The organism is Erwinia sp. ErVv1, from assembly GCF_900068895.1.
Classification (GTDB): Bacteria; Pseudomonadota; Gammaproteobacteria; order Enterobacterales; family Enterobacteriaceae; genus Erwinia.
The window spans coordinates 98,481-119,928 of sequence record NZ_CDPK01000010.1; the positions used below are offsets into that span (position 1 = coordinate 98,481).

Sequence of the window (21,448 nt, forward strand, 5' to 3'; positions counted from 1 at the left end):
TTTCAATAAACCCTAAGGTTAAAGGGGGTTTAAACCCGTCGTAATTACCTGTTTGTGCCAGGTTGTGACAACGGTAATCTCTTTTTATTTCATGTAAATACATCATAATTACCTGATTGATATGAATTTTATTTTTATTGTAAACGAAGTGTTGATTTTTATCAACGGATAATTAACAATTGGATTGACGGCTATTATCATTATTAATAAATAAAAAGTCTGAGTTTATTTAAAAGTTTTATAACTAAAATTAGATCTTTTTAAAGTAAAGAAATCGGTATATTAAAAGCATGACATCGGACCACTTAATTAAAACTTATGTAATGCGTCCGCGACAGAATTAAAGACTTTTAAATTTTGGAGTTGAACACCATGAATACACTCACCCCAATCCTGAATCCCCTGACTCTGCCAAACGGTGCCGTACTTAAAAACCGCCTGCTGATGGCGCCAATGACCACCTGCACCGGTTTTTATGATGGTACGGTCACCAGTGAGCTGGTGGAGTACTACCGCGATCGTGCCGGCAGCATCGGTACCGTCATTGTTGAATGCTGCTTTATTGACCCGAAAGGTCCTGCTTTCCCGGGCGCGATTGCCATCGACAGCGACAACAAAATCTCCGGCCTGAAGAAAATTGCGGATGCGATCAAGTCCAAAGGCTCTAAGGCGATTTTGCAGATTTATCACGGCGGCAGGATGGTTGAGCCGGAACTGATTGGCGGCAGAACGCCGGTCGCCCCCAGCGCCATTGCCGCTCCGCGCGAAGGCGCAACCACCCCGCAGGCGCTGAGCGGAGAAGAAGTTGAGGTGATGATCACCAAATTCGGTGATGCGGTAAACCGCGCCATTAAAGCCGGCTTCGATGGCGTGGAGATCCACGGCGCCAATACCTATCTGATTCAGCAGTTTTACTCACCAAACTCTAACCAGCGCGACGATAAATGGGGCGGAAGCCGGGATAACCGCGCGCGTTTCCCGCTTGAAGTCCTTGAGATTACGCACAAAATGGCGGAGCGGTTTGCTGACAGCGCTTTTATTATCGGCTATCGCTTCTCTCCCGAAGAGCTTGAAGTGCCCGGCATTCGCTTTGATGACACGATGTACCTGCTGGAAAAACTCGCTGCTCGCGGGCTGGACTACGTGCATTTCTCCGTCGGGCAGTTGCTGCGCTCCTCCATCGTGGACAGGGAGGATCCGACGCCGCTGATTGAAAAGTATCGCGCCATGCGCTCAGAGACGCTGGCGAGAATTCCGGTGATTGGCGTCGGTGGCGTGGTCAATAAGGCCGACGCCGAGCGCGGCCTGGAGATGGGTTTTGACCTGGTCGCGATTGGTAAGGCCTGCATTGCCTACCCCGACTGGGCTGACCGCATTATTAACAACGACCATCTTGAGCTGTTCATCGACAGCACCCGGCGTGAAGCGCTGAACATCCCTGAACCGCTGTGGCGTTTCTCGCTGGTGGACGCGATGATCCGCGATATGAGCACCGCCGGGCGCAAATATAAAGCCGGTGTCTATCAGGAGAAAGTGGAAGCCGAAGCCCTGAAGCTGAAAATTGACGTCATGCTGGATACCGACCGCATTACCGATATTATGCTGGTGCCGGACGACACGCTGGACGTTGATTTCACCACCACCTTTGAGAGCCTGCGTTCACGGATCCTGGTCGCCAACAGCCCCCATGTGGATGCCATTACCGGTGCGACCACGCAGAGTGAAGCGCTGAAAAAAGCCGTTTCCCGCGCGCTGGCCACCTCCAGTAAAGAACAGGTCATCGAAGAGGGCGGCAATCCTCAGGCACCGCAGAACTACGATGTGGTGGTGATCGGTAGCGGCGGCGCGGGCCTGGCGGCGGCTATTCAGGCCTGCGATGAAGGCGCCCGCGTAGCGATCATCGAAAAAATGCCGACGATTGGCGGTAACACGATTAAAGCCTCGGTCGGGATGAATGCGGCAGAAACCCGCTTCCAGAAGTTAAAAGGTATCGAAGACAGTAAAGAGCTGTTCTTTGAAGAGACGCTAAAAGGCGGGAAATGCAAAAACAACCCGGTGCTGCTGCGCGAACTGGTCGAGCTGGCACCTGAGGCGATTGAGTGGCTGGCCGCGAAAGATATCGTATTAAACGACATCACCATTACCGGCGGGATGAGCATTGACCGTACCCACCGCCCTGCGGATCGCTCTGCGGTAGGGGGCTTTTTGATCAGTGGCCTGGTGAAAAACATCAATAAGCGCAATATTGAGGTGCTGCTGGAAACGTCCGTCTCCGAAATCCTTGTGGAAAAAGGCGTCGTGACCGGCGTTAAGGTGGTGGACGAATACAATGACAGCCGCATCCTCAATGCGAAAAGCGTGATTGTGGCCACCGGCGGATTTAGTGCCAATCGCGAGATGGTGGTGAAGTATCGCCCCGAGCTGGACGGCTTTGTAACCACTAACCATAAAGGTGCGACCGGCAGCGGTATCGCCATGTTGCAGCAGATCGGTGCCGATACCGTCGATATGGGCGAAATTCAGATCCACCCAACCGTCGAGCAAACCACCTCATATCTGGTGTCAGAAGCGATTCGCGGCGGCGGTGCTATTCTGGTCAGCCAGGCCGGTAAGCGCTTCTTTAATGAGATGGAAACCCGCGACAAAGTCTCAGCGGAAATCATTGCCCTGCCGGAAAAAAGTGCCTGGGTTATCTTTGATGAGCAGGTGCGGATGAACAATAAAGCCGCCGATGAGTATATCGCCAAAGGATTTGTGGTAAGCGCTCCATCACCCCATGCACTGGCGGTTAAGCTGAATATGGATCACCATGCCCTGCTGGCCACGCTGGAGCGCTACAACCTGTTCGCTGAGCAGCAGAATGACGAAGACTTTGGTCGTAAAACCGCGCTGCGCCATCCGCTCAATCAGGGACCTTTCTACGCTATCCGCATTGCCCCCGGCGTGCATCACACCATGGGCGGCGTGACCATCAATCGCGATACGGCGGTACTGAATACGCAGAAAGAGGTGATTGAAGGGGCCTGGGCAGCCGGTGAAGTCGTTGGCGGCATCCACGGTGCAAACCGGATCGGTGGCAACGCGATAGCCGATATTATTATCTTTGGCATACTGGCAGGGCGTAATGCAGCAGCACTGGCGCGCCGCTAAACAGCGGAGTGCTACAGATGGAGCCAGGTAAATAAGCAGACGTGGTAAGCAGCGCGGAACGGTATTACGCGCAGTGACGTCGTCCAACAGCGAGGAGAGAAATCATGTCAACAGAGGATCGGGTTTACGGCTATTCCGCCGTGTTGATGGGTTCACCGATCCTGCTTAAGCTGTTTGAACATAACGAAGGCCGGGCCGCGCGCGTCTTTCGCCTGATTAAACAGCTGGAAACGCTGCTGACGGTAAATCGGGCGCATTCCGGGGTGATGACGATTAACCATGCGGCGGGCGACCACCCTGTGGTGGTTAGCCAGCCTGTATTTGATCTTATTGCCCGGGCAAAAGAAGTCAGCATGGTGCCCGGCAGCTGTTTTAATCTCGCCATTGGGCCGCTGGTAAAGCGCTGGAGAATTGGCTTTAACGGCGACAGCGTGCCGCCTGCGGAGGAGATCCACGCTCTGCGGGCGCTGACTCAGCCGCAGCAGGTGATCCTGGACCCGCAGTTACGTTCGGTCTTTCTGGAAAAACGCGGAATGGAGATAGACCTGGGCGCCATAGCCAAAGGGTATATCGCTGACCGGGTAAGGGATGTGCTGCGGCAGGAAGGAGTGGAAAACGCGTTAATCAATCTGGGTGGCAACGTTCAGACGCTGGGCGGTACTCCGGACGGTTCGCCCGGCAGCTGGGGGATTGGCCTGAAAAAACCCTTTGGCGCGCCGGATGAGCTGATTGGCGTGATAAACGTCACCGGTAAATCCGTGGTTACCTCAGGCGTTTATGAGCGTTACTTTGAAATTCAGGGGCAGCGCTACCACCATATCCTCGATCCCCACACCGGCTACCCGCTGGATAACGAACTGCTCAGCGTCACCGTCATTTCTGAGGACTCGATCGATGGCGATATTTTTACCACGCTGCTGTACGGCATGGGCATAGAGAAAAGCCTTGCTTACCTTGCCGACATACCGGGTATTGAAGCCCTGTTTGTGACCCGCGATCGGCGGGTTGTCTTGTCGTCGCGGCGGCAGTTCTCCTTTACCCTGCTGGACGACAGCTATCGCCTGGCCTGACGTCAGAAGCGGATAATATTACTGGCAGAATTGCCTGAGCAGGGCCTGATGCTCGACCTGTAGTCGGTAGCGGTACACCGGCCTGCCCGTGGCACCGTAGTGAAGGTTGGTTGACAGAATGTGCCGCTGAGCCAGCCAGATAAGGTATTTCCGGCAGGATACGCGGGAGATATTGACCGCAGCGGCCAGCTCATCGGTGGAAAACTCGGTGCCGGGGTGCGCATCAATCCACTGACAGAGGGTCCGTAGGGTTTGCGGCGTTAACCCTTTGGGAAGACGGTTCGTTTCGCCATTCTCCGCAGGATTACCGTGCAGCAGCACATCGACATCGGCCTGTTCGAAATATTGATGATTGTCCTTGAGCGATTTTTTATGCCGCCATCCGGTCAGCGACTCTTCAAAACGTGAAAACTGGAACGGCTTAATCAGGTAATCGACGACGCCATAGTGCAGTGACTGCTGGATGGTGTCGGCATCGGCGGCGGAAGAGATCACAATGACGTCAATGCTGCGCTTTGCGTGGCGCAGCTCCGGCAGCAGATCCAGACCGTTGTCCTGCTGCATATAGATATCCAGCAGGATCAGGTCTACCGGCAGGGTGCTGTCCAGCAGTATCTCTTTCGCCTGTTTCAGCGTGGAGGCAATGCCGCAGCAGGTGAAACCGGGGATCTGGCCGATGTAGCAGCGGTTTAGCTCTGCGACCATCGCATCATCATCAACGACTAACACATTTAGCATGCGCGTATGTTTCCTCCATCCCAGGGCAGTTGGACTAAAAATTGGGTGTAAACACCGGGTTCGGATTCTACGATAATTTCGCCTCCAATGCTCAGCGTCTGCTGTCGGGTAAGAAATAAGCCCATGCCGCGACGCTCTCCTTTGGCTGAAAAACCTTTCTCGAAAATCGCGTCCAGGTGCGCGGCCGGAATGCCCGGCCCATCATCGCTGACCTCACAGGCCAGCCAGCCATTGTGATAGTGCAGCAGAACGTTCACCTCGCCTTCGGGCTGTCCGCTCATCGCCTCAAAGGCATTTTCTATCAGGTTGCCCAACACGGTAATCAGCGTGGAAACCTGTTTTTCATTGCTGCTTTCGGGCAGAAAGCTGTCTTCATTCAGCGTGAGCTGGTGGCCGGTGTCCGATGCGTGGTTGATCTTGCTTAACAGGAAACCGGCCACCACCGGCGATTTGATCCGCAGCAGCAGTGAACCAATCTCCGTCTGGTAGTTATTGGCCGTTTTAAGAATGTAATCCTCAAGCTGCGTATAGCTCTTCATATGCAGCAGGCCCAGAATAACATGCAGCTTGTTCATAAACTCGTGAGAGTGCGCGCGCAGGTTATCGACGTAGTTCACCATGCCGTTCATCCGCTGCATCAGTTGGGTGACTTCAGTTTTATCACGGAAGGTACAAATTGCTCCCAGTACCGCACCATTGCTGCGTACCGGCACCGTATTGCTGAGCAGGATGCGACCATTAACGTGGATCTCTTCATCCTGCCGGGCAATATTGTTGCGTAACACGTCGCGCAAATTAGCGATAATATTGCCCGCGTCCGCGGCGGTTGAGCCCATACAGAGCTGCCGCGCCTCCTCGTTTATCAGCGTCACCTGGGCCTGGTCATCGACCGCGATAACCCCTTCCCGAATGGATTGCAGCATCGCCTGCCGCTGCTCAAACAGCGCGGAAATCTCGTAAGGCTCCAGCCCAAACAGCAGACGTTTTAACACCGTGACCAGACAAACCGCGCCCGTTGCGCCGACCAGCGTGCCGAACAGTACCGTCCAGAGAATATCCCAGCGGCTATGGTTAATCTGCTGCGTCACGCTGCTGAGGGAGATACCAATCGCCACCACGCCGATCTGCTGGCGCTGCCCATTATACACCGGCGTAAAAACCCGTAGCGCCTCATCCAGAATGCCCTTGTTTACGGCGATATTCTCATGCCCCTGGAGCGCCGCGTTGAGATCGTCACCGATAAAGTGCTGATTGATGGCCTGAGGATTAGGGTGGGAATATCGTCGCCCCTGCATATTGGTCACTACCACAAATAGCAGGCCGTTGTTTTTTTGCACGGCCATCGCGATGGGCTGAATAATGTTGCTGTCGGGGGGCAGGGTAAGCCCCCGCTGGATATCAGGTGACGCCGCCAGCGTCCGGGCAGCGGCCAGCGCCTTATCTTTTACCCCTTCACGGGTAACATTGCCGATCTGCACCACGTAAAGAAAGTGTACGCTCAGTAGTACCACCAGAATTACCGTGCCGAGCATCAGCGAGACGGTCGTGCTGAGTTTCATCGGGCGCTTGCGCAGCGGCGAGGGTTTTCGTGAATCATTCATGCTTATTGATGCCCACTTTGCAAAGCCCAGACGGCGGCTTCCACACGCGATTTTAAGCGCATTTTTTTCAGCAGATGTTTAACGTGAACTTTCACCGTGCTTTCCGTTATGCAGAGCCGTCGGGCGATCGCCTTGTTGGTCATTCCCTGGGCAATCAGCCGCAGAATGTCGCGTTCGCGGCGGGTAAGCTGGCTGATATCGCGTGCCTCCGGGCGGTTTTCCCGCAGGCTGGTCACCAGTACGTTGGTGAGCGCGTCACTTAATACCATCTGCCCGGCAGCGGCCTGATGCAGCGACTTTAGCAGCTCCTCTGGCTCCATATCCTTCAGCAGGTAGCCATCGGCACCGCCGCGGATAGCGTTGACCACGTCATCTTCGTGATCGGACACGGTAAACACCACAATCCGGCCGGTAAGTTCCAGCGTGCGCAGCTGCACCAGCGTACTCAGCCCGTTCATGCCGGGCATATTCAGATCGAGCAGGATCAGATCGGGGTCGTGTAGCCCGGCCAGGGCCACGCCCTGTTCCCCGTTACTGGCTTCAGCGACTACCAGCAGGCGATCGTCCAGCCCAATCAGCTGCTTTACGCCATTGCGTAGCATGGGATGATCGTCAATCAGTAGCAGAGTGGCGGCTTTTTTTTTCACAGCATATATCCCATAAGCGCGTGGCCGGGCGTTCCGGCCACTAAAATCGGTCGTCGACGCTATTTTACCCATCGCTATTGTTATCCCTATACCACCAAAGAGGTAAGCATTAATTTCCATCGTGGGGAGGTGTCGGGAGGCATTACGAAAAAAAAGAGATTATTCCCATTAATATTCTGTGTTTATGTCGACATCAACAATACCCCTTAAGAGGTTAGCAGACCCTGATGAGAAAAATTTACCTGCCGGGCCGTTGATTTACATCAACCTGATAAGAGGGGGGGATCAGCAGGATGTGGGTCAATTTTATCTGCCAGCGAGAAACTGATGTCACAAGAACACTCCCTCATTCCGCCGCCGCGTGGTGCGGTGCTGCAGCAGTGGCAGCCGGAGGATCCTGCCTTCTGGCAGCAGTACGGCAGGCATATCGCCCGCCGTAATCTGTGGATCTCCGTCTTCTGCCTGATGCTCTCATTCTGCGTCTGGATGCTGTTCAGCGCCGTGGCGGTCAACCTGAACAAGGTCGGATTTCACTTTTCTACTGAACAGCTTTTTTTACTGACCGCGCTGCCCGCCGTCTCCGGCGCGCTGCTTCGCGTGCCGTACTCATTTGTCATCCCGCTGGTCGGCGGACGGCGATGGACCGCTTTCAGCACCGCGATTTTGTTGGTTCCCTGCCTGTGGCTGGGCTTTGCCGTACAGGATCCCCGCACCTCGTTTGCGACTTTCGTGCTGATTGCGCTGCTGTGCGGTTTTGCCGGGGCGAACTTTGCATCCAGCATGGGGAATATTAGCTTTTTCTTCCCTAAGGCAAAACAGGGGAGCGCCCTGGGTATTAACGGTGGACTGGGCAACCTTGGCGTCAGCGTGATGCAGTTCTTTGCGCCGCTGGCGATATCCGTCGCGATCTTTGGCCTGATGAGCGATGGCGTACAGGTTGACGGTGAATCGCTTTGGCTGGAAAACGCCGCGTGGATTTGGGTGCCGTTGCTGGCCGTAGCCACGCTGGCCGCCTGGTTTGGCATGAACGATCTTGCCGCGGCAAAATCCTCGCTGCGCGAGCAGTTAACGGTGCTGCGGCGGCCGCATCTGTGGATTATGGCGGTGCTTTATCTCGCCACCTTCGGCTCTTTTATCGGCTTTTCCGCGGGCTTTGCGATGCTGTCTCAAACGCAGTTTCCCGAGGTGGTGATCCTGCGCTACGCCTTCTTCGGTCCCTTCCTCGGCGCGCTGGCGCGTTCAGTGGGCGGCATGCTCTCCGACCGCTTTGGCGGCGTGCGCGTCACGCTACTTAACTTTATGGTTATGGCCCTGTTTACCGCACTGCTGTTCCTGACGCTGTCGGGGGAAGGACAAGGCTCCTTCATCGCTTTCTACGGCGTCTTTATGGTGTTGTTTATCAATGCCGGGCTGGGCAGCGGATCCACGTTCCAGATGATTGCGGCGATCTTTCGTCGGCAGACGTACGAGAGGATCAAAAGCGACGGCGGCAGCGACGAAAAAGCCCAGCGGGAGGCGGTGACGGAGACCTCCGCAGCGCTCGGTTTTATTTCGGCGATTGGCGCGCTGGGCGGTTTTTTTATTCCCCAGACCTTTGGCCTCTCGCTAAGCATGACCGGCACGCCCGCCGGGGCCATGCAGCTTTTTCTGGCGTTTTATCTGATCTGCGTGGCGATCACCTGGTGGGTGTATGGCCGTAAAAAAGCAGACTGACTGAGTCACCTTACCGCGCGTATGCGCTGTTTACGCAATGTCGTTTTGTGAAGCCTGTGATAACACCAGGCCTTCAGGAGAATACCGGATGAGCAAATTTCTGGACAGATTCCGCTACTTTAGACGGGCGGAACCGTTTTCTGGTAACCATGGCCAGACACGCGATGCCAATCGCGACTGGGAAGCGGGTTACCGCAGCCGCTGGCAGCATGACAAGGTGGTTCGCTCCACTCACGGGGTCAACTGCACCGGATCGTGCAGCTGGAAAATTTTTGTCAAAAATGGTCTGGTGACCTGGGAAACGCAGCAGACTGACTACCCGCGCACCCGGCCAGACTTACCTAACCATGAGCCGCGCGGCTGCCCGCGCGGCGCCAGCTACTCCTGGTATCTTTACAGCGCCAATCGCCTGAAGTATCCGCTGATGCGCAAAGCGCTGATTGCGCTATGGCGTGAAGCAAAAGCCCGTCACAGCGATCCGGTACTGGCCTGGGGCAGCATTGTCAGCGACCCTGAGAAAGCCCGAAGCTATAAAGCCGCGCGCGGGCGCGGCGGCTTTGTGCGTTCAAGCTGGCAGGAGGTGAATGAGCTGATCGCGGCGTCAAACGTCTATACGGCAAAAACTTTCGGGCCGGATCGCATTATGGGTTTTTCACCCATCCCGGCGATGTCGATGGTTTCCTATGCGGCCGGTTCGCGCTACCTCTCGCTGATTGGCGGCGTCTGCTTAAGCTTCTACGACTGGTACTGCGATCTGCCGCCCGCCTCGCCGATGACCTGGGGCGAACAGACCGATGTGCCGGAGTCGGCCGACTGGTACAACGCATCCTATATCATTGCCTGGGGCTCTAACGTGCCGCAAACCCGTACGCCCGATGCGCACTTCTTCACGGAAGTGCGCTACAAAGGCACGAAAACGGTGGCGGTGACGCCGGACTATGCCGAAGTCGCCAAGCTGTGCGATCAGTGGCTCAATCCGAAGCAGGGCACGGACAGCGCGATGGCGCTGGCGATGGGCCATGTCATGCTGAAAGAGTTCCACCTTGACCGTGAGGTAAGCTATTTCCGCGACTACGTCCGCCGCTATACCGATATGCCGATGCTGGTTCTGCTGGAGCCGCGCGAGGGTGGGCACTATGCGGCGGGGCGCCAGCTGCGCGCCAGCGACCTGGTGGATGGTCTGGGCCAGCAGAATAATCCCGAGTGGAAAACCATTGCTATCAATCAGCAGGATGGTGAGCTGGTGGTGCCTCAGGGTTCGATTGGTTTCCGCTGGGGTGAAAAGGGTAAATGGAACCTGGAGCCGCGAGAAGGGACCTGCCAGCAGGAGGTGGAACTCCAGCTTAGCCTGCTGGGCAGCCATGATGAGGTGGTGGAGGTCGGTTTCCCCTATTTCGGCGGCATCGTCAGCGAAAACTTCAACAGCGTGGCGCTGGAAACCATCCAGCTGCACAGGCTGCCGGTCAGGCGTATACGGCTGGCGGACGGCAGTGACGCGCGGGTGGCCAGCGTTTACGATCTGACCCTGGCGAACTACGGTCTGGATCGCGGTCTGGACGATGATAACTGCGCCCGCGACTACGATGACCTTAAGGCCTACACCCCGGCCTGGGCCGAGCAGGTGACCGGCGTGTCGCGGCAGAATATTATTCGCATCGCCCGCGAATTTGCCGACAATGCCGAAAAAACCCGTGGCCGCTCAATGGTAATCGTCGGGGCCGGAATGAACCACTGGTATCACATGGACATGAACTACCGTGGGCTGATCAATATGCTGATTTTCTGCGGCTGCGTGGGCCAGAGCGGCGGCGGCTGGGCGCACTATGTCGGTCAGGAAAAGCTGCGGCCGCAAACCGGCTGGACGCCGCTGGCCTTTGCGCTGGACTGGCAGCGCCCACCGCGCCATATGAACAGCACCTCGTTCTTTTATAACCACGCCAGCCAGTGGCGCTATGAGACGCTTTCTCCCGACGAACTCCTGTCGCCGCTGGCGGATAAATCCCGCTACAGCGGTAGCCTGATTGATTTCAACGTCCGTTCAGAGCGCATGGGCTGGCTACCATCCGCACCGCAGCTTAACGTTAACCCGCTGCATATTGCGGCCAGAGCAAAGGCGGCAGGACAGACGGCGGTGGACTACACCGTTGAGAGCCTGAAGCAGGGCAGCCTGCGCTTCGCCGCCGAGCAGCCGGATAATCCGCAAAACTTCCCGCGCAACCTGTTTGTCTGGCGTTCCAACCTGCTTGGCTCATCCGGCAAGGGGCATGAATACATGCTGAAATACCTGCTGGGCACCGAACATGGCATTCAGGGTAAGGATCTGGGTAAGCAGGGTGGGGTGAAGCCGGAAGAGGTCGAGTGGCAGGATACCGGCGGTGAAGGCAAGCTGGATCTGGTGGTGACGCTGGATTTCCGCATGTCCAGCACCTGCCTCTACTCCGATATCGTATTGCCCACCGCCACCTGGTATGAAAAAGACGATATGAACACCTCGGATATGCATCCGTTTATTCATCCACTTTCGGCGGCCGTTGACCCGGCGTGGGAATCGAAAAGCGACTGGGAGATCTATAAAGGTATCGCTAAGGCGTTCTCGGAAATCTGCGTCGGCCACCTGGGGCAGGAGACCGATATTGTTACGCTGCCGGTCCAGCACGATTCAGCGGCGGAGCTGGCGCAGCCGCTGGGCGTTAAAGAGTGGAAAAAGGGCGAATGTGATCTGATCCCCGGAAAGACCGCCCCGCATATTATTGCGGTCGAGCGCGACTATCCGGCGACGTACGCACGCTTTACCGCGCTCGGCCCGCTGCTGGACAAGCTGGGTAACGGTGGAAAGGGCATCAGCTGGAATACGCAGACGGAGGTCGACTTCCTTAAACAGCTCAACTACGTCAAAGCCGATGGCCCGGCGGCGGGCAGGCCGAATATCGACACTGCGATTGATGCCGCTGAAGTGATCCTCTCTCTGGCGCCGGAAACTAACGGCCAGGTGGCGGTGAAAGCCTGGCAGGCGCTCAGCAACATCACCGGACGCGATCATACGCATCTGGCGCTCAATAAAGAGGATGAGAAGATCCGCTTTCGCGATCTTCAGGCTCAGCCGCGCAAGATTATCTCCAGTCCGACCTGGTCAGGACTGGAGGATGAGCACGTCTCCTACAGCGCCTGTTATACCAACGTGCACGAGCTGATCCCCTGGCGCACCCTGAGCGGTCGCCAGCAGCTGTATCAGGATCACGAGTGGATGCGCGCCTTCGGCGAAAGCCTGCTGGTCTATCGCCCGCCCATTGATACCCGAGCGGCCGCGCCGCTGCTGAATAAGAAGCCAAACGGCAATCCTGAGCGGGCGCTTAACTTCCTGACGCCGCATCAGAAGTGGGGGATCCACTCTACCTACAGCGATAACCTGCTGATGCTGACCCTGTCGCGCGGCGGGCCGATTGTCTGGATCAGCGAAGAGGATGCGCAGGCATTGGGTATTGTCGACAACGACTGGATCGAAGCCTTTAACGCGAACGGCGCACTGACCGCCCGGGCCGTGGTCAGCCAGCGTATACCGGCCGGAATGACCATGATGTACCACGCGCAGGAACGCATCGTAAATATTCCCGGATCCGAGATAACCCACCAGCGCGGCGGCATCCACAATTCGGTGACCCGCGCCTGTCCGAAACCGACCCATATGATCGGCGGTTACGCCCAGCAGTCCTACGGGTTCAACTATTACGGCACCGTGGGATCCAACCGCGATGAGTTTGTGGTGGTCAGAAAAATGAACAACGTGAACTGGCTGGACGGTGAGGGCAACGATCAATGTCAGGGCAGCCAGCAGGAGAAAAAAGCATGAAAATTCGCTCACAGGTCGGCATGGTGCTGAATCTGGACAAATGTATCGGCTGTCACACCTGCTCGGTCACCTGCAAAAACGTCTGGACCAGCCGGGAAGGGATGGAATACGCCTGGTTCAACAACGTTGAGAGCAAGCCGGGCCTGGGTTATCCCCACGCCTGGGAAGATCAGCAGAAGTGGAAGGGTGGCTGGATCCGCAAGATCGGCGGCAGGCTTGAGCCGCGTATGGGCAGCCGTGTCGGGGTGCTGGCAAAAATCTTTGCTAACCCCGATCTGCCCGGACTGGATGATTATTACGAACCCTTTGACTACGACTACCAGACGCTGCATAACGCCCCGGCGGGCAAACACCAGCCGATTGCGCGCCCGCGTTCGCTGATCACCGGGCAGCGAATGAAAAAAATTGAAAACGGGCCGAACTGGGAGGAGATCCTCGGGGGTGAGTTTTCCAAACGCTCGGCCGATAAAAACTTCGACAACATGGAGAAAGCGATTTACGGCCAGTTTGAGCACACCTTTATGATGTATCTGCCGCGCCTGTGCGAGCACTGCCTCAATCCCGCCTGTGTGGCAACCTGCCCGAGCGGGGCGATATACAAGCGCGCAGAGGATGGCATCGTGCTTATCGATCAGGACAAATGCCGCGGCTGGCGTATGTGCCTGACCGGCTGCCCTTATAAAAAGATCTATTTCAACTGGAAGAGCGGCAAGTCGGAAAAGTGTATTTTCTGCTATCCCCGTATTGAAGCGGGACAGCCGACGGTCTGCTCCGAAACCTGCGTGGGGCGTATTCGCTATCTCGGCGTCCTGCTGTATGACGCCGATCGGATAGAGGAGGCGGCGTCGGTGGAGAACGACAAGGATCTCTATCAGCGCCAGCTGGATATCTTCCTCGATCCCAACGATCCCGAGGTCATCGCCGCCGCGTTAGAAGAGGGTATTCCGCAGAGCGTGATTGACGCCGCCCAGCGTTCGCCGGTGTATAAAATGGCGATGGAGTGGAGGCTGGCGCTGCCGCTGCATCCTGAATACCGCACGCTGCCGATGGTGTGGTACGTACCGCCGCTGTCGCCAATTCAGTCGGCAGCGGATGCCGGGGAGCTGGCGCACACGGGCGTGCTGCCGGATGTCGAAAGCCTGCGTATTCCCGTGCAGTATCTGGCTAATCTGCTCACGGCGGGCGATACCGCGCCGGTGCTGCTGGCGCTGAAGCGGCTGCTGGCAATGCGCCACTATAAACGTGCAGAAACGGTAGAGGGCACGCTGGATACCCGCGCGCTGGAGCAGGTGGGACTCACCCGGGCGCAGGCGGAGGAGATGTATCGCTACCTGGCGATTGCAAATTATGAAGATCGCTTTGTGGTGCCCTCCAGCCACCGGGAACTGGCGCGCGATGCGTTCGCAGAAAGTAAAGGCTGCGGCTTCAGCTTTGGCGACGGCTGCCACGGCAGCGAAGGGAAATTCAACCTGTTTAACACCCGCCGCATTGACGCCATCGACGTGACTCGCAGGAGCATGCCGCAGGGGGATGCCACCCGCGCCACTTCTGTTAACGCGGTAAGTGAGAATGCCACCTATGCCGCCAGACACACCCCCGGGGAGGATAGCCTGTGATACTGCTACGCATCATCTCACGCCTGCTGGATTATCCCGACCAGTCGCTATTTGACCACCAGCATAGCCTGGCTAAGGCACTCGATACGGCTGGCGACCTGACGCTTCCCGATGCTGCCGGGCTGGTGGCGTTTATCCACGACCTCTGCGCGCGCCCGTTGCTGGATGTGCAGGCTGACTACTGCGCGCTGTTTGACCGCGGCCGCGCGACGTCTCTGCTGCTGTTTGAGCACGTCCACGGAGAATCGCGTGACCGCGGACAGGCGATGGTCGATCTGCTGGCGCAGTACCGTGAGGACGGGCTGGAGCCTGATGCTAAAGAGCTGCCGGACTTCCTGCCGCTTTACCTGGAGTATCTGAGTCATGGTGATGCGCTTCGGGCGCGAAGCGGGCTACAGGACATCGCACCGATTCTGGCGCTGCTGGCGGCGCGACTGCAACAGCGCGAAAGCGGCTATGCGCGGCTGTTTGAGGCCCTGCTGATGCTATCCGAGAGCGATCTTGATGTCCGCTCGCTGCTGCCGGAGGTGATAAAAGAGGCCCGCGACGATACCCCCGCCGCGCTGGACGCCGTCTGGGAGGAGGAGCAGGTGAAATTCCTCGGGGAACAGGGCTGCGCATCGGCCCAGCAGGCCAGGCATCAGCAGCGCTTCGCTGGGGCGGTGGTACCAAAGTATCTGGAGGTGGCGCAGGCCACGGCGCGATCAACGGGAGGCCCATCGTGCAATTCTTAACGCATTTCTTCTTTGATATTTATCCCTGGCTGGCAGGAACGGTATTTCTGCTGGGCAGCTGGCTGCGCTACGACTACGGGCAGTACAGCTGGCGGGCAGGCTCCAGCCAGATGCTGGATAAAAAGGGCATGCGGCTGGCCTCAAACCTATTCCATATTGGGATTATCGGCATCCTGCTGGGGCATTTTGTTGGCCTGCTTACGCCGCACTGGGTATACCAGGCATTTTTGCCGGTAGACGCTAAGCAAAAGCTGGCGATGGTGGCCGGCGGCGTCTGCGGTTTGCTGACGCTGGCAGGCGGCGCGCTGCTGCTTAAACGCCGACTGTTTAATCCCCGCATACGGGCCACCAGCAGCGTTGGCGATATTTTGATCCTGACGCTGCTGGTGGTGCAGGCGGCTCTGGGGCTGCTGACTATTCCCTTCTCCGCCCAGCATATGGACGGTAGCGAAATGATGAAGCTGGCGGCATGGGCGCAGGCGGTGGTGAGCTTTCACGGCGGCGCGTCGCAGCATTTACAGGGCGTGGCACCGATTTTCCGGCTGCATATGGTGCTGGGAATGACGCTGTTCCTGCTGTTTCCCTTCTGCCGTCTGGTGCACATCTGGAGCGCGCCGGTGGAATATCTCACCCGTCGCTACCAGCTGGTACGTAATCGTCGCTAAACGTCATGGCCACGTCGTGTAATGCCGGAAGCTGTCATCGTTAAGACGCGGCGTCCGCATTATCTTCACACCCAGGCTGCCCCCAGGGCAGCCTGCTATTCTACTGCCAGGGAAATGTGGGTTATCACGTAGCATCAGCACTCGCCCCTGGAAACAGGGTTAACGTGCAACAGCGGGGGATAAATAACCTCACTATTATTTTCGCGTCCCATTTCATCATTAGGGCCAATGAACTAACCTGTTCACAACTCTTTTTCGCATCGACTCTGGACAGGGATATTTCATGCGTTATCTGCTTTCACTGCTGCCTGCACTGGTTTTACTCTCCGCCTGTAGTAGCCATAAACAGCCACAGGCCGTCGAGCCGCAGGGCAATCCCTTCGGCGGGGGATTCCGGCTGGACGCCAGCCACGACTATCATCCTCTGAGGGGCGATTTTGCCAATAATCCCGCCGCCGAACGCTTTGTGGATAAAATGGTGCGTGAGCATGGCTTTCAGCGTCAGCAGCTGCATGACGTGCTGGCGCAGGCGAAAAACCTCGATTGGGTGGTGCGGCTGATGGATCGTCAGGCCCCGATCTCTCAGGGACCGACCGGTCCGAATGGCGCATGGATCCGCTATCGCGCAAAATTTATAACACCGTCAAACGTGCAAAACGGCGTGGCCTTCTGGAATCAGTATCAGGATGCGCTACAGCGTGCGTATAAGGTGTATGGCGTGCCGCCGGAGATCATCGTTGGCATTATCGGCGTGGAAACGCGCTGGGGCCGCGTAATGGGTAAAACCCGAATTATTGATGCGCTCTCCACGCTGGCCTTTAACTATCCCCGCCGTGCAGACTTTTTCAGCGCCGAGCTGGAAACCTTTCTGCTGATGGCGAGGGAAGAGAATGACGATCCGCTGGATCTTCGCGGCTCCTACGCGGGTGCAATGGGCTACGGTCAGTTTATGCCCTCATCCTTCAAAAGCTACGCGGTAGATTTTAATGGCGACGGGCATATTAACCTGTGGGATCCGGTCGATGCGATTGGCAGCGTGGCGCACTATTTTAGCGAGCACGGCTGGCAGAAAAACGGCACGGTAGCCGTACCGGCAACCGGTCCCTCCACCACCTGGGAAACCGGCTTTAAAACCCGCTACTCGGTGGCATCGCTTGCCGCTGGCGGCTTCCAGCCGCAGATCAAACTGGACGGCAATCAGCAGGTCAGCCTGCTGCGGTTTGATATGGGTAGCAGCTATCAGTACTGGTATGGGCTGCCAAACTTTTATGCCATTACCCGTTATAACCACAGCAACCACTACGCCATGGCGGTGTGGCAGCTGGGGCTGGCGGTGCGCGATGCCCGCTAACGGTTATTAATTGCGCTGAAAATGGCTACTGACAAAGGCGCGACAGCGATCCGACAGCGGATCGCTGAAAACCTGTTCCGGCGGTCCTTCCTCTTCGATGACGCCCTGATGAAGAAAGATCGCCTTATTTGACACCTCTCTGGCAAAGCCCATCTCATGGGTGACGATAATCATGGTGCGTCCCTCATCGGCCAGGCTACGAATCACCTTCAGCACGTCTCCCACCCGTTCAGGGTCCAGCGCCGAGGTGGGCTCATCAAACAGGATGGCCTTAGGGTGCTGGGCCAGCGCACGGGCAATGGCGATACGCTGCTGCTGACCGCCGGAAAGATGGGCGGGCCAGGCATCCTTTTTGGCATACAGGCCAACTTTTTCCAGCAGCGCTTCCGCTTCTTCAATACACTCCCGGCGACTGCGCTTTTGCACATGCACCGGCGCTTCGATAATGTTCTGCAACACGGTACGGTGCGGCCAGAGATTGAAACTCTGAAAGACAAAGCCCAGCTGCTGGCGAATCCTCTTCACCGCTGCCTGCTGGGCGCGCGTCAGCGTACCCCCCGTTCCCGTCAGGGTGATTTTTTCGTCTGCCAGCTGGATCTCCCCGCCCTGGGGAACCTCAAGAAAGGGAATGCAGCGCAACAGGGTGCTTTTACCCGATCCGCTGGCACCGATCAGTGAAATGACATCGCCATCATTGGCGGTCAGGCTGACATCATGCAGCACCTCATGCTGGCCAAAACTCTTCTTTATATTACGCAGCGTCAGGGTGGGGCGCGTCATGCTCGTGCTCCGAACTTATCGGGTGAAAGAAATTTCTCAAAAAGCGTCATCGCTTTGGTGACGATTAACGATATTGCCAGGTAAATCACCGCCGCGCTGATAAAAACCTCCAGTGCGCGGTAGGTCGAAGAGACTTCCGCATTGGCGATGCCGGTCACGTCCATCAGGCTGATGGTACTGACCAGCGAGGTTGATTTCGCCATAGAGATGACCTCGTTGCTGTAGGCGGGCAGGGCCTGACGCACGGCGATCGGCAAAGTGATGCGTCTGAGGATAGTAAAGGAGGACATGCCGCAAACGCGAGCAGCCTCAATTGCGCCCGACGGGACGGCACGAATGCCGCCGCGCAGGATCTCAGCGGTGTAGGCCGCATCGTTGAGGATCAGCGCCAGCAGGCCACACCACCAGGGATCGCGCAGAAAAGGCCAGAGGACGCTGTGGCGGATCGCGCTGATATTGCCCAGGCCGTAATAGATCATAAAAATCTGGATCAGCAGCGGCGTGCCGCGAAACAGGAAGATGTAGCTTTTGGCTATGTAGCTGCCTGTACGGCTGGTTCGCAGCAGATTAAGAAGCAGTGCCAGCACGCCGCCGCCCAAAAGCGACAGCACCGCCAGGTTGAGCGTGAGCGGCAGGCCGGCTAACAGCTTTACAAAGGTCTCTTGTAGAAAAGTAAAATCCATAGCGCGCCTTAAAGCGGGTGAGAGTTCTGACCGCGCTGTGACCATTTTTCCGCCTGGCGAATGACCGCCTCAGAAACGGTGGTGATCAGCAGATAGATAACGGCACCAACGGCTAAGAAGAAGAAGGGCATCTGGGTTGAACCTGAGGCAACCTGCACCTGATTCATGGTTTCTACCAGGCCGGTGACCGAAACCAGTGCTGATTCCTTGATAGCCGACTGCCACTGGTTTCCTAACCCCGGAATGGCGCTGCTTAACGCCTGCGGGACAATAATCCTGCGGAACATTAATCCTTTACCCATACCGACCACCGTCGCCGCTTCCAGCGTCCCTTTCGGAATGGTGTAATACGCGCCGCGGAAAACCTCTGCCTGCCCGGCCCCGGAAATCAGCCCAATAGCCAGCGCGCCGGCGATAAAGCCGCTGATATCGAAAGGGCCCTGCATGCCCAGCGCCTGGCCGAAAAATGCCAGCGCCTGACGGCCGCCAAAGTAGAAGATATAGATAACGATCAAATCGGGTATACCGCGTAGCACCACGGTATAGCCCCCGGCCAGACGCTGGAGCCAGCGGTTGCCGGCAATTTTGGCCCAGGCGACCAGGCTGCCAATCACCGAGCCGAGCAGAAAGGCGCAGAGCGAAACGGACACCGTCACGCCTGCGGCTTTCAGCAGCACAGGTCCCCAACCTTCAGGGCCAAAACCCAGAAGCTGCCAGTCAATACCCATCAGAAACTCCGGTCAGGATTGTGGTGCCAGCTCGATACCAACCCATCCGATCAGGCTTTTGGCGCCAGGTCGATACCAAACCACTTGATAATCAGCGCCTTCATCGTGCCGTCTTTTACCATTGAATCAATGGCTGCGTTCATCTTCGCCTGGAGCGCGGTATCCTCTTTGCGCAGGCCAATTGCGGATCCTTCACCCAATATGCCGTTCTGGAAGGTATAGCCGGTTAAGAGCCCGTTACCGCCGCTGCGTTTCACATAGGCGGTAAGGTTTGGCACCGCGGCCATCACCATATCTACGCGACCCGCATCCAGGTCGAAGAAGGTATCCTTGCCGTTAGGATAGGTACGGATGGTGGCGATATCGCCAAAGTATTTCTTCAGAAAGTCGGCCTGGATAGTGGCAACCTGAACGCCGACGGTCTTGCCTTTCAGCACTTTGGCGAGGCTGTCGATAGCGGGCTGCGTAGCGGCGGCATCACTGAGGGACACTTTAACGCCGCTGCCCGGCAGGCTGGTGACGCTGCCATCTTTGGTGGTGACAAACCCGGAACCACCGTTGATGTAGGGATGGGTAAAGTTGATGGTTTCCTGACGCTTCGGGGTGATGGAGATGGCATCAAAAATCGCGTCGTACTTCTTGTCCAGCAGGCCGGCAATCATGCCACTCCAGTTCTGCGGCACAATTTTGTAGTCGAAGCCCGCGCGCTTAGCGATCTCTTTGATCATATCCGGCTCAAAGCCGACGATCTCACCGCTGGGGGTGGTCTGGTTATAGGGCGGGAAGCCGCCTTCGGTGGCGAAGGTTATTGAGGAAGGATCTTTCGCCTGTAACGGCGGCAGGATCAGCAGGCCAAGTGCGGCGATAGCACCGCTCAGGAAACGTTTACGTGTCGGATTCATTGACTACCCCGGTTAAAAATAATAATTAAGAAAGAATATCAAGCGCCAGGCGGGTCAGAGCGATTGCCCCTAAGCTAATGCAGCTTTCGTCCGGCTGGTAATCGGAATTGTGCAGATGGTCATGGCGACCGGGTTGCGCCGATCCAAAATGGATCTGGCAGGCAGGGATAAGCTCAGAGAAATAAGAGAAATCCTCGGCACCAAAGCTGCTGCCCTGCTGCACCTCAGGTTTTCTGCTGAACTGACGGGTAAGACTCTCTATCGCCCGATCGACCAGGCGATCGTCGTTAATCAACGGCGGGACGCCGCGCTGATAAACAATCTCCACCTGCACGTTGAAGGAGATCGCGGCACCTTCGCAGATACGACGGAACGACGCTTCAATGCGATCGCGCGAGGCGGCAGAGCGCGCCCGTACGGTTCCTCTGAACAGGCAGGCATCCGGGATAATATTATGGATGGCGCCGCCCTCAATATGACCAACGGTCAGCACGGCGGAGTGGGCGGGATCCATCTCGCGGGAAATTATGGTCTGTAGCTGGGTGATCAGCCATGCCGTCGCCACAATCGGATCAACGGTGGCGTGCGGTCGTGCCGCATGGCCCGATACCCCGATAACGCGCACGTCAAATTCGTCGCAGGAGGCGGTACTGGCTCCGCGCGTGAGCAGGATATTTCCCGCCGCCAGTTCGGGTCGGTTATGAAAGGTAATGGCCAGATCCTGACCTTCCGCCGCGCCATCGGCAATCATCGCCGCTGCACCGCTTTCGGTCGTCTCTTCGGCAGGCTGGAAGATCAGCCGCAGGGAACCTTTCAGCTCAGGTTGCAGCGCTTTTACCGCTGCGGCGACGCCCAGCAGGGTGGTGGTATGCAAATCGTGGCCGCAGGCATGCATTTTTCCAGGCCAGACGCTGGCGAAGGGCAGGCCGGTTTTCTCTTCTATCGGCAGCGCGTCCATATCGGCGCGCAACAGCAGGTTGGGACCGGCTTTTTCACCCCTGATATCGAGCACCACGCCCGTTTTACCGATACCGCGCACGGGCTTATAGCCCAGCCTTTCCAGCTCCTTAATGACCACCCCGGCGGTGCGATGGGTATCAAAACCCAGCTCAGGATGAGCGTGGATGTCCCGGCGGAGGGTCACCAGATGTGGCTCTAACTCTTTGACCACGGCGGCAATTTGCTGGTCAATATCCTCTGCTGCGGACGCGTTCATTACTACC

16 protein-coding genes are annotated in these 21,448 nt (G+C 57.0%); 8 read left to right on the top strand and 8 right to left on the bottom strand.

All coding sequences use genetic code 11. From position 1 onward, the window contains the following. Positions 1–372: 372 nt before the first annotated feature. Together A1830_RS14870 and A1830_RS14875 are read left to right on the top strand one after the other, a co-directional pair. Entirely contained in the window at positions 373–3,150 is a 2,778-nt protein-coding gene (locus A1830_RS14870) for a flavocytochrome c (RefSeq protein ID WP_067707775.1), read from the top strand. A gap of 104 nt (positions 3,151–3,254) precedes the next feature. Next, positions 3,255–4,220, top strand: a complete 966-nt coding sequence (locus A1830_RS14875; protein WP_067707778.1) for an FAD:protein FMN transferase — start codon at positions 3,255–3,257, stop codon at positions 4,218–4,220. An 18-nt stretch (positions 4,221–4,238) separates the two neighbouring features. On the opposite strand, the gene dcuR is transcribed toward A1830_RS14875, so the two are convergent. The 3 genes from dcuR to narL are packed head-to-tail and all read right to left on the bottom strand — an operon-like array spanning position 4,239 to position 7,206. Continuing rightward, positions 4,239–4,958: a two-component system response regulator DcuR gene (gene dcuR / locus A1830_RS14880; protein WP_067707782.1), complete on the bottom strand. Its 720-nt coding sequence runs from the start codon at positions 4,956–4,958 to the stop codon at positions 4,239–4,241. Then, a complete protein-coding gene (locus A1830_RS14885; RefSeq protein ID WP_067707786.1) occupies positions 4,952–6,559 on the bottom strand; it encodes a sensor histidine kinase in 1,608 nt (535 codons plus the stop codon). Before A1830_RS14885 ends, dcuR begins: the two co-directional genes overlap by 7 nt. Before the next feature lie 2 nt (positions 6,560–6,561). Next, positions 6,562–7,206: a two-component system response regulator NarL gene (gene narL / locus A1830_RS14890; RefSeq protein ID WP_073981028.1), complete on the bottom strand. Its 645-nt coding sequence runs from the start codon at positions 7,204–7,206 to the stop codon at positions 6,562–6,564. A gap of 327 nt (positions 7,207–7,533) precedes the next feature. Here narL and A1830_RS14895 point away from each other — a divergent pair, with 327 nt between their 5' ends. From A1830_RS14895 to mltB, 6 genes are all read left to right on the top strand, one after another. Continuing rightward, positions 7,534–8,919: a NarK family nitrate/nitrite MFS transporter gene (locus tag A1830_RS14895; protein ID WP_067707789.1), complete on the top strand. Its 1,386-nt coding sequence runs from the start codon at positions 7,534–7,536 to the stop codon at positions 8,917–8,919. Positions 8,920–9,007: 88 nt separating this feature from the next. Further along, positions 9,008–12,766: a nitrate reductase subunit alpha gene (locus A1830_RS14900; protein WP_067707792.1), complete on the top strand. Its 3,759-nt coding sequence runs from the start codon at positions 9,008–9,010 to the stop codon at positions 12,764–12,766. After that, positions 12,763–14,382: a nitrate reductase subunit beta gene (gene narH / locus A1830_RS14905; protein WP_082804188.1), complete on the top strand. Its 1,620-nt coding sequence runs from the start codon at positions 12,763–12,765 to the stop codon at positions 14,380–14,382. The genes A1830_RS14900 and narH overlap by 4 nt, the downstream gene beginning before the upstream one ends. Then, a complete protein-coding gene (gene narJ, locus A1830_RS14910) occupies positions 14,379–15,116 on the top strand; it encodes a nitrate reductase molybdenum cofactor assembly chaperone (protein ID WP_067707795.1) in 738 nt (245 codons plus the stop codon). Before narH ends, narJ begins: the two co-directional genes overlap by 4 nt. Next, complete coding sequence (gene narI / locus A1830_RS14915; RefSeq protein WP_067707797.1) at positions 15,104–15,781, top strand: respiratory nitrate reductase subunit gamma; 678 nt, start codon at positions 15,104–15,106, stop codon at positions 15,779–15,781. Before narJ ends, narI begins: the two co-directional genes overlap by 13 nt. A gap of 283 nt (positions 15,782–16,064) precedes the next feature. Beyond that, positions 16,065–17,132: a lytic murein transglycosylase B gene (gene mltB, locus A1830_RS14920; RefSeq protein ID WP_067707801.1), complete on the top strand. Its 1,068-nt coding sequence runs from the start codon at positions 16,065–16,067 to the stop codon at positions 17,130–17,132. A 6-nt stretch (positions 17,133–17,138) separates the two neighbouring features. On the opposite strand, the gene A1830_RS14925 is transcribed toward mltB, so the two are convergent. The 5 genes from A1830_RS14925 to A1830_RS14945 are packed head-to-tail and all read right to left on the bottom strand — an operon-like array spanning position 17,139 to position 21,441. Further along, the gene (locus A1830_RS14925; RefSeq protein ID WP_067707803.1) at positions 17,139–17,912 is read right to left on the bottom strand and encodes an ABC transporter ATP-binding protein; all 774 of its coding nucleotides are present in this window, start codon (positions 17,910–17,912) and stop codon (positions 17,139–17,141) included. Beyond that, the gene (locus A1830_RS14930) at positions 17,909–18,595 is read right to left on the bottom strand and encodes an ABC transporter permease (RefSeq protein WP_067707806.1); all 687 of its coding nucleotides are present in this window, start codon (positions 18,593–18,595) and stop codon (positions 17,909–17,911) included. The genes A1830_RS14925 and A1830_RS14930 overlap by 4 nt, the downstream gene beginning before the upstream one ends. An 8-nt stretch (positions 18,596–18,603) precedes the next feature. Continuing rightward, complete coding sequence (locus A1830_RS14935; protein WP_067707809.1) at positions 18,604–19,323, bottom strand: ABC transporter permease; 720 nt, start codon at positions 19,321–19,323, stop codon at positions 18,604–18,606. Between the two features lie 50 nt (positions 19,324–19,373). Beyond that, positions 19,374–20,225, bottom strand: coding sequence for a transporter substrate-binding domain-containing protein (locus A1830_RS14940; protein ID WP_067707812.1), 852 nt, complete (start codon positions 20,223–20,225; stop codon positions 19,374–19,376). Between the two features lie 25 nt (positions 20,226–20,250). After that, the gene (locus tag A1830_RS14945) at positions 20,251–21,441 is read right to left on the bottom strand and encodes a M20 metallopeptidase family protein (protein WP_067707816.1); all 1,191 of its coding nucleotides are present in this window, start codon (positions 21,439–21,441) and stop codon (positions 20,251–20,253) included. Positions 21,442–21,448: the final 7 nt, after the last annotated feature.

Excerpts from the sequence above, each read along its gene's own strand:
- A1830_RS14945 (WP_067707816.1), bottom strand. The coding sequence starts at position 21,441 with ATGAACGCGTCCGCAGCAGAGGATATTGACCAGCAAATTGCCGCCGTG.
- A1830_RS14930 (WP_067707806.1), bottom strand. The coding sequence starts at position 18,595 with ATGGATTTTACTTTTCTACAAGAGACCTTTGTAAAGCTGTTAGCCGGC.
- A1830_RS14935 (WP_067707809.1), bottom strand. The coding sequence starts at position 19,323 with ATGGGTATTGACTGGCAGCTTCTGGGTTTTGGCCCTGAAGGTTGGGGA.
- A1830_RS14885 (WP_067707786.1), bottom strand. The coding sequence starts at position 6,559 with ATGAATGATTCACGAAAACCCTCGCCGCTGCGCAAGCGCCCGATGAAA.
- A1830_RS14875 (WP_067707778.1), top strand. The coding sequence starts at position 3,255 with ATGTCAACAGAGGATCGGGTTTACGGCTATTCCGCCGTGTTGATGGGT.
- A1830_RS14940 (WP_067707812.1), bottom strand. The coding sequence starts at position 20,225 with ATGAATCCGACACGTAAACGTTTCCTGAGCGGTGCTATCGCCGCACTT.
- A1830_RS14925 (WP_067707803.1), bottom strand. The coding sequence starts at position 17,912 with ATGACGCGCCCCACCCTGACGCTGCGTAATATAAAGAAGAGTTTTGGC.
- A1830_RS14900 (WP_067707792.1), top strand. The coding sequence starts at position 9,008 with ATGAGCAAATTTCTGGACAGATTCCGCTACTTTAGACGGGCGGAACCG.
- mltB (WP_067707801.1), top strand. The coding sequence starts at position 16,065 with ATGCGTTATCTGCTTTCACTGCTGCCTGCACTGGTTTTACTCTCCGCC.
- dcuR (WP_067707782.1), bottom strand. The coding sequence starts at position 4,958 with ATGCTAAATGTGTTAGTCGTTGATGATGATGCGATGGTCGCAGAGCTA.
- A1830_RS14870 (WP_067707775.1), top strand. The coding sequence starts at position 373 with ATGAATACACTCACCCCAATCCTGAATCCCCTGACTCTGCCAAACGGT.
- A1830_RS14895 (WP_067707789.1), top strand. The coding sequence starts at position 7,534 with ATGTCACAAGAACACTCCCTCATTCCGCCGCCGCGTGGTGCGGTGCTG.
- narH (WP_082804188.1), top strand. The coding sequence starts at position 12,763 with ATGAAAATTCGCTCACAGGTCGGCATGGTGCTGAATCTGGACAAATGT.